Source organism: Pelotomaculum terephthalicicum JT (genome assembly GCF_022410535.1).
Classification (GTDB): domain Bacteria; phylum Bacillota; class Desulfotomaculia; order Desulfotomaculales; family Pelotomaculaceae; genus Pelotomaculum_D; species Pelotomaculum_D terephthalicicum.
Map to the genome: position 1 here is coordinate 39,360 of NZ_JAKNBL010000023.1, position 7,655 is coordinate 47,014.

General features: G+C 44.3%; 6 protein-coding genes and 1 pseudogene. 1 reads left to right on the plus strand and 6 read right to left on the minus strand.

The window, feature by feature from the left end; all coding sequences use genetic code 11:
- Window positions 1-7: 7 nt before the first annotated feature.
- From L9W92_RS12760 to L9W92_RS12785, 6 genes and pseudogenes are all read right to left on the minus strand, one after another.
- A complete protein-coding gene (locus tag L9W92_RS12760; protein ID WP_240084135.1) occupies window positions 8-1,321 on the minus strand; it encodes a phenylacetate--CoA ligase family protein in 1,314 nt (437 codons plus the stop codon).
- A 31-nt stretch (window positions 1,322-1,352) separates the two neighbouring features.
- Window positions 1,353-1,643, minus strand: coding sequence for a hypothetical protein (locus L9W92_RS12765; protein WP_240084136.1), 291 nt, complete (start codon window positions 1,641-1,643; stop codon window positions 1,353-1,355).
- Between the two features lie 52 nt (window positions 1,644-1,695).
- On the minus strand, window positions 1,696-3,123 hold the full coding sequence (locus L9W92_RS12770; RefSeq protein ID WP_240084137.1) for a UbiD family decarboxylase: 1,428 nt from the start codon (window positions 3,121-3,123) through the stop codon (window positions 1,696-1,698).
- Window positions 3,124-3,458: 335 nt separating this feature from the next.
- Window positions 3,459-3,875: a prenylated flavin chaperone LpdD gene (gene lpdD, locus L9W92_RS12775; RefSeq protein WP_240084138.1), complete on the minus strand. Its 417-nt coding sequence runs from the start codon at window positions 3,873-3,875 to the stop codon at window positions 3,459-3,461.
- A 247-nt stretch (window positions 3,876-4,122) separates the two neighbouring features.
- Entirely contained in the window at window positions 4,123-5,481 is a 1,359-nt protein-coding gene (locus tag L9W92_RS12780) for a sigma-54 interaction domain-containing protein (protein WP_240084139.1), read from the minus strand.
- A gap of 708 nt (window positions 5,482-6,189) precedes the next feature.
- Window positions 6,190-7,203: pseudogene (locus L9W92_RS12785) on the minus strand (efflux permease Rv1217c-related protein).
- Between the two features lie 106 nt (window positions 7,204-7,309).
- Here L9W92_RS12785 and L9W92_RS12790 point away from each other — a divergent pair.
- Window positions 7,310-7,534: a hypothetical protein gene (locus tag L9W92_RS12790; protein WP_240084141.1), complete on the plus strand. Its 225-nt coding sequence runs from the start codon at window positions 7,310-7,312 to the stop codon at window positions 7,532-7,534.
- The last annotated feature ends 121 nt before the right edge of the window (window positions 7,535-7,655 follow it).

The window sequence follows — 7,655 nt, forward strand, 5'->3', positions numbered from 1 at the left end:
GATTTGACTATCCCGCGCTACTCGACCGCTTACTCCGCTCGTCGATAAATCTTTTGCCTTTATAATCTGAACGCGCGAGTGTCCCCTTGGGCACTGTCTGTATATCAACCCGCAAGTTAAGGCGTTTTTTTAATTCGGTGGCAATGAGCTCACTTACATCTTTTGACGAGGGAGTCATCTCGATTTGTATTTTTAATTCATCCATGTCACCCCGGCGGTAAGCGGTAATCTGATATTCGTTTCCCAGTTCCAGAAACTCTTCCACGATATTCCCCATAGTGCTCGGGAAGACGTTTACCCCCCGGATAATCAGCATTTCATCCTGTCTCCCCAGGACCCCTCCGATTAATTTGCCGAAGGTCCGGCCACAAGCGCAAGACGATTTTTCCAAGCGCACCAGATCATTGGTCCGGTAACGGATGGCCGGGCTGCACGTGCGCCCCAGATTCGTGAGCACCAGTTCGCCGGTCTCACCGTCCGCAACGCTTCTCCCGGTCTTTGGATCCAAAACTTCCACGATAAACTCGCTCTCAATAATGTGCAGAGCCTGGTTATCATGTTCGCACATAAAAGCATAGGTGCCGGTCTCGGTTAATCCCGGGTACTCAAATACTCTCGCACCCCAGGCTTTTTCGAGTTTTTCCCGCACGGACGGAATCATTGCTCCCGGCTCCCCGGCCAGGATAAGCACCCGGATGGCTGAATTAGCCAGGTCAATACCTTCTTCCTGGGCCGCCTCGGCCAGGCGCAGCATATAAGTAGGTGTACCGATGATTAAGGTGGCCTGGTTTTCGACTATGCTGTTCAAACGCTGCTCGGTGGTCCACCCCCCGGTGGGAATTGTCAATACATCCAAGTGCTGCGCCGCTTCGTATACACCCCAGAAAGCGGTATAAGGGCCAAAGTTAAATGGCAATAACAGGACATCCTTGTTTGTAACACCTGCCGCTGCCAGTGAATGGGCCATGCAACGCGCCCGCCAGGCCCAGCTGTCTTTCGTATCGAGCCATTTTAAGGGTTTGCCTGTGGTGCCGGTAGTCTGGTGGAACTGGACATAGTTTTCGAACGGTTCCGTTAAGTTTGTCCCGAAAACGGGATGCTCTTCCTGATCCTTCTGGAAGTCTTTTTTGTTCGTAAACGGCAGCTTTGTTATGTCGTTAAGATCTTGGATGTCTTCAAGCGCTACCCCGTGTTTCTTAAACCTATCCTGGTAAAACCGGTTGCCCTGGTATACCTTCTCCAGCATGTCCCGTAGTCTTTGCCATTGGATGTCCCGTATTTTTTCACGAGGAACTGTTTCAATTGCCGGATCGTAAAACATTACCTCCCACCTTTCTCGGAGTATAAACCGTTTACTTGTTCATGACGCTAAATACGTCGGTATAAGGACGACCTTTTACATAGTCAGGCAGTTCTTTCAAAATTTTAATCGCCCATGGTTTCGGATCAAGCACACCCATTTCTGAACGTACCCAGAGAGTGTCCGCTCCCGGCAAATTCTCGGCCGAGCGGGCTACTAAAGCTCTAACCTGCTTGGTATCGTATTTTCTCGGACCCGGTGTCAGGTCCTTAATAAATATGTCGCGCTCACCTTCATAAAGATCCGCATACTTACGAACATAGGTAAGATATTCTTTTGGCATATAAATCTCTGCCTCCTTAAATTCATTTATTAATCAAAAAGTGTCCGGATTTCTAAAACCCGTATTCATGCCATTTGGCCAGCACTTTATCCTGCGTTTCCTGCGAGTAAATCTCTTTGAAAGTAGCCCTCGGCGGGATGTTTTCTTTCGGCCATTCCAACGGCCAGGTAGCGTCAAAGGCCGCGAACGCTCCCTTGAGGATGCGCCGTTCTTCCGCATCGTAACAGGGAGTGAGGGCATTGGACTTCCCTACAAAGTGCTCCACGACGATACTCCGTCCCGGGTGACACTTGGTGGCAAAAGCATGTATCCACTGTTTCATGTCAAAGACATCCACATCTTTGTCTACCACGATGACTTTGGAAACCATTACCCGCCGCGCGATAAAGAAGTCAAGCACTTTCTTGGTTACTTCGATCCCGCCTGTCCTCACGCCGACAATAACCAGGTGAGTGACTCCTTCAGGCGGCACGTATACATCTGTTACGTCGATGCCACGCCTTTGCAGCCCTAATTTCATTCCCACGGCCGCAGTCAGAGAGGCAGCAATTGAACTGTCATCAACCGGGGCGCCCAGGGCGGTCATTGATAAAATGGGGTTATTCCGGTGTGTGATCGCTTTGATCCGGAAAGCCACGCCTTCTGCCATGGTACCGCTCCGGAAGCCCGGGTATTCTCCAAAGGGACCATCCGGTACAATGGCGTCTGTGGGAATTTCTCCTTCAATAATGATTTCCGCATTGGCCGGCACCATGATTTCACTTGTCTCGCACTTAACGAGATCGACCGGCTCTCCTCTTAAAGATCCGGCCACCTCAGCCTCATTTACTCCAGGCCGCATAGGCGCGGTAGCCACCATGTGATCGAGAGGATGTGAGCCAATCACTAAAGCTACAGGCATAGGCTGATTCTTGGGCACGTATTTCTCGTTCAGCATCATGGCAAACTGGCTGGTGGTCTGGGGCCATCCGGCAAGAAAATTCTGATTGTGGATCATGAAGCGGTACATGCCCCAGTTCGTCCAGTTTGTTTCCGGGTCCTTGGTTATCACGGCGTCCCAGGTACCGATATAGCGCCCGCCATCTCCCTCGTGAATAAGGGGGGCCGGCAGCCTATAGATGTCTGCTTGTTCCCCGATGAAGACATTTTCCTTACAGGGAGCCGCTTTACGATCAACGATATTGGGTTGAACCCGTCCTTCTATCCGCTTCTCATATTCCTCGTAAATCTCCCGCAACGGCGTGTTTGCATCCAATCCCATGGCAATGGCCACCCGCCGCCAAGTGCCACACTCACCGTTAATAACGGTGTATCCCTGTGGATAATCTTTGATCTTCTCAAACCAAAGGCACGGGCCGTATTGGTCGTATACCCGGCGGCTGATCGCTCCTAGCTCAATATCCCAATCCACTTCCTTTTTGATCCGCACTAATTCCTCATTTTGCTCAAGCTGTCCGATAAAATGCCTCAAATCTTTCATTGGTTCATCCCCTCCATGCCTTATTTTTGCTATTAGACTTTCTTCGGCTCCGCGGTTGCCTTAAAAGTAAAAGCTGATTATATTACCAGCAATTTATATACCAAGTCCTATTCCCAATAAATCCACCGTTTTGTGACGTTCTTCTATCATTAGACTTGCAGAATTTAAAAGGGTTGGTTTCTGTTGAGAGAACCAACCCCGTATCTTATACCTGTTCAAGGAAATTCAAATATTTGAAAATTTAATTTCAATATTTATAATTTTCTTTTATTTCACAATATATTAAATTGTTATAATTAATAAATTATTAATAAAAATTAATAAAAAATTTTTGATTAATAATCAAGATATACTTTATTGGGCAATAAATAGCTTGGTCGATGTCCATCAATAAATATTTGCGCCACATAGTTACAATTTTCCATAATTTTTTTAATTTCTTCCGGCCCGGCATTGTCCACGTGTATACCTACAACCACAACTACAGGTTTACCAAAGGCTAATGCTATTTTTTCCGCAATGGGCTTGGCCACTTCGTCATCTTTATGACCTAACAAAGGTATCACGCTCGTGTTACAGCTGACTTTAGTATTGTCGGAGATGCTTGGCCTAGTCAGGCTTATTGCAACTGCTCCTACATGCGGCTTATCGCCGCCATAAAGATGTGCGACTAAACCGTCTCCGGTAATTGAAACCATCAATTCAACTCTATATTTCCCATCACCCGCGGCATAAACCACTTGTTCCGTCAAATTTATTCCCTCCCTCTAAAAGAGATTGATAAAGTAAAAAGCGCATTATATTAATTGCAATTTATATGCCAATTTCTATTTCTAACAAATTCAGCGTTTTGTTACGCTCTTCTATCCTTAGACTTGTAATACTTAAAAGCGTTGGTCACCTTTTAGAAAACCAACCCTGTATTTCATACCTGTATATATAATTCTATTTTTTATAATAATATTATATCATTTAAATACTTTGCTGTTCTTATTTGGGTTAATCACATTTAAATTTCCGCAATTTATTATATAATGTTGTTAAAGAGATACCTAACGCCTGAGCAGCTTCCTTTTTGCCGGCCAAGGAAGGGCCGTACTTTGCGAGTGCACGGCTTATCATCGACCTTTCCAGTTCCTCTAATGAGACAATGGATTCAGGTTTTTGAGACGGCAGTGGTGACAGGCAAATATCATCCGCCTTGATCCATTCCCTGTCACATAGTGTGCCAGCTTTTTCTAGAACATTTTCCAATTCACGAATATTTCCTGGCCAGCAGTGGTTTGCCAATTTGCCTAAAGCTTTATCTTCCAAACCTTTTATCGCTCTACCAACCCGGCAACTAATTTTAGGCAACAAGTTTTGCACTATTAAGGGAATATCGTCAATTCGTTTACGCAGCGGCGGAATTTCTATATTCACTACATTCAACCGGTAATATAAATCTAGACGAAACAAATCCTTGGCAATTAATTCCTCTAAGTTCCGGTTGGTTGCGGCGATTACACGCGTATTTACTTTTATTTCTTTAGTGCCCCCCAAACGACGGAACTTTCCGTTTTGGAGCACCTGCAGCAGCTTGGCCTGCAGCCGCAAATCCATATCTCCAATCTCGTCCAGAAAAATAGTCCCTTGATTAGCTACTTCGAAAGTCCCAATTTTTTGCTGCCCTGCTCCGGTAAAAGAACCTTTTTCATAACCAAAAAATTCACTTTCTAAGAGACTATCCGGAATGGCCGCGCAATTCACATTAACAAACGGCTGATACCGGCGCATGCTGTTATTATGAATGGCTTCAGCAAACAACTGCTTTCCCGTACCGCTTTCTCCCCGTAATAGTACGGTTGAGTCTGTCTGTGAAACACGCTGAGCTATAGTAATAGCCTCTTTAAAACATTGAGTTTGACCTGCTATTGTATTAAAATCATATCTTGCCTGTCCAATTTGCTTAGACCTATCGGAAGAGCTCCGAATGTCTTCTCGGGCTTTAGCTAACTTATCTAACATGCTCATCGCTTCCGTGACTCCACGAAAGAATACAATTGCCCCAACAAACTGGTTGTCAATGTGGATGGGAAAGGCGTTGGAAAGGACTTCAGTTTGGGCTCCCGGTGGTAAATGTTTTTTGCCAAAAACCGGTTGACCAGTCAATATAACCTCTGTTAATGCTCCGTACGGGTTCGTTTTTAATATATTTTGACCAATTCTTTTCTGTCCGTCATTTCTGCAAATTAATGTGTATGAATTATTGGCATAGACAATATTGCCTTCGTGATCAGCAAGAAGAATTCCCTCCGGGGAAGAGTCTAAAACTGCGTGCCCCAGTATACCGATACTTTCTACAAGGCTATTAAACAAGAATATCACTCCCCGAGTTATTATCCTCATCATTGCAAGGCCAGGGTGATATTATATTCACATTATTGATATTATTTATATTATTGACACTAATCCGACAATTTCGTAAATTGTGTGGTGGATTATAGCCATAGCTCTCTCATCATAAATTGCAAACAAGCAATATTAAGTCTTTTCATGTTTCTAGTAATTGCAGAAGACAAATTGAGTCAAGAGTTCTATATCTAGAAAAAGAAGGCTTTGTGGTTTTATCTGACGGGACTAACAGAAGATTTACTACTTTTTGTTGCTAGAAGGTGCATTACCAAGGCTGATCATATTTCCCGCCACCATAGGCCACGCCATTAAAAATTAGCTTTAACAAATAACGATGTGACATGTATCCAGTTCTCTACCAGTCCGATAATGCAATATTTCTTTGGAAATAAACAATCTCATTTAAGATATTAACCCGGTTTTATTTTAATTTTATACATCCAGATATTAACTATGATAGTTCGTCATATTACTATGGTATGCCTTCTATTGCACTAGAAAAATTTTTAAACAAATTGCCATATAATTCGACAAATATATTACCCGGTTGTTCAGGCCGCATTCACCTGCCCAGTCTGCCGTGCCTTTTTTTCTGGAACCTACCGGCACCAAAACTTGTGGCCTCGCCTAACAGTCTGAGTTAACCACGATTAATAAGCTGCTTTAAACCGTTTATGCTTTTGTCAAAATATCTCTATTCCTAAATCCAAACAATCCAATACCCGTCAATACAGCAGAAAGGCAAATCAGCCAAAACAACGGAAGCAGCGGCAAATTTGTAATATTAATGGTATAGTGGGCATAAGAGAAGGGAGAAATACACATTAGTGACCAATCAATGATCTGCGTTTCCCAGGCAAGCTCCAATATACTAAACGATAACCAAACCACCCATCCCAGTGCTGTTATGCGAGGCCATCACCCATACAATAGAGCTGTTACACCTAACAGTATCCATACAGGTGGGATTTTTGAAACGCTCATACCAAAAATGTGCCAAAACTCATTGTTTAAATCGCCGGCGGCAAGCCCATAAACCAGTCCCCCGGCAATGCCCACGGCCAGCAGCAATGCAGCAGAACATAAAGATGCTACGATTAAATGGCTGCTCATCCAGCGAATCCGACTGACCTGCTTATCCACCAGCATTTCTGCTCTGCCTTCATTTTCTTCTTTTTTCAGACGCAATACAGCGGTCATGGTATAAACAGCCACAAAAAGTGATATCAGATAAATGCTGATGCTAATAAAGACATAGCCCAAACCCACCTCATCAGACCAACTTGTGCCGCCCAGATTCGACAGCCAGTCACTCATTCCACCGGCATTGGATAAACCGGGAGAGATGGCCGCAAACACAACAATATACAATATTGTCCCCACCAGCCAACCGATAAGACTTCTCTTATGCAGCCTCCAAGCCAACGCCAAAGGACTGGAAAGATGGGAAACCGCTTCCGGGGGCCCGGAACGGGCCCAAAAAACACCTGCCCCCAGATCTCTGCGGGCAGAAAGTACATAAGCAATAACGGCGGGTACAGCCGCAAAAACAGCACAATACAGCAGGCCCCAGCCATGATTGCCGGCAAACGGTTGGGTTACCCGCTGCCATGCTATGGGAGTAATCCATCTTAATAAGGTATAGCCGCCTCCGAAGTTATTCAAAATCGCCATAACTATTCCCATGTCCTGCTAGAGGGAATGGAAAAGCCACTACCGACGGAGAACTCCTGGCTTTGTTAATAAAATACACAATTATTGCAAAGGCTATTATATTAAGGAGGTTATCAACATGAAGATACTAAAAACTTTAATAACGAATGAAGGGCAAGATCAAGACATCCATGCTGGGGAAGCATATTCTTTATGGACGCAATTAATAGCCCGTTATGATACCGCTGAATTAATTGATATTTTTATAAACCTAACCAAGGATAATGACCTTAAACGTCTCTTAAAAAACGGCTTAAACAAAACAATTTTACCCCAAATTGACCGATTGGAAAAAGCCTGTTAGCGGTATAATAAAATGCAGCAAAAACGGCCACTAAAAATGCAGCAAAAATGGCCACCAAATACAGCACTCAGCTGGAAGAAATGGAAATGTGCTACCATGGACACAAATCCATTTACAAGGG

Coding starts and splice junctions, on each gene's coding strand:
- L9W92_RS12760 (WP_240084135.1), bottom strand. CDS start 1,321: ATGTTTTACGATCCGGCAATTGAAACAGTTCCTCGTGAAAAAATACGG.
- L9W92_RS12765 (WP_240084136.1), bottom strand. CDS start 1,643: ATGCCAAAAGAATATCTTACCTATGTTCGTAAGTATGCGGATCTTTAT.
- L9W92_RS12770 (WP_240084137.1), bottom strand. CDS start 3,123: ATGAAAGATTTGAGGCATTTTATCGGACAGCTTGAGCAAAATGAGGAA.
- L9W92_RS12790 (WP_240084141.1), top strand. CDS start 7,310: ATGAAGATACTAAAAACTTTAATAACGAATGAAGGGCAAGATCAAGAC.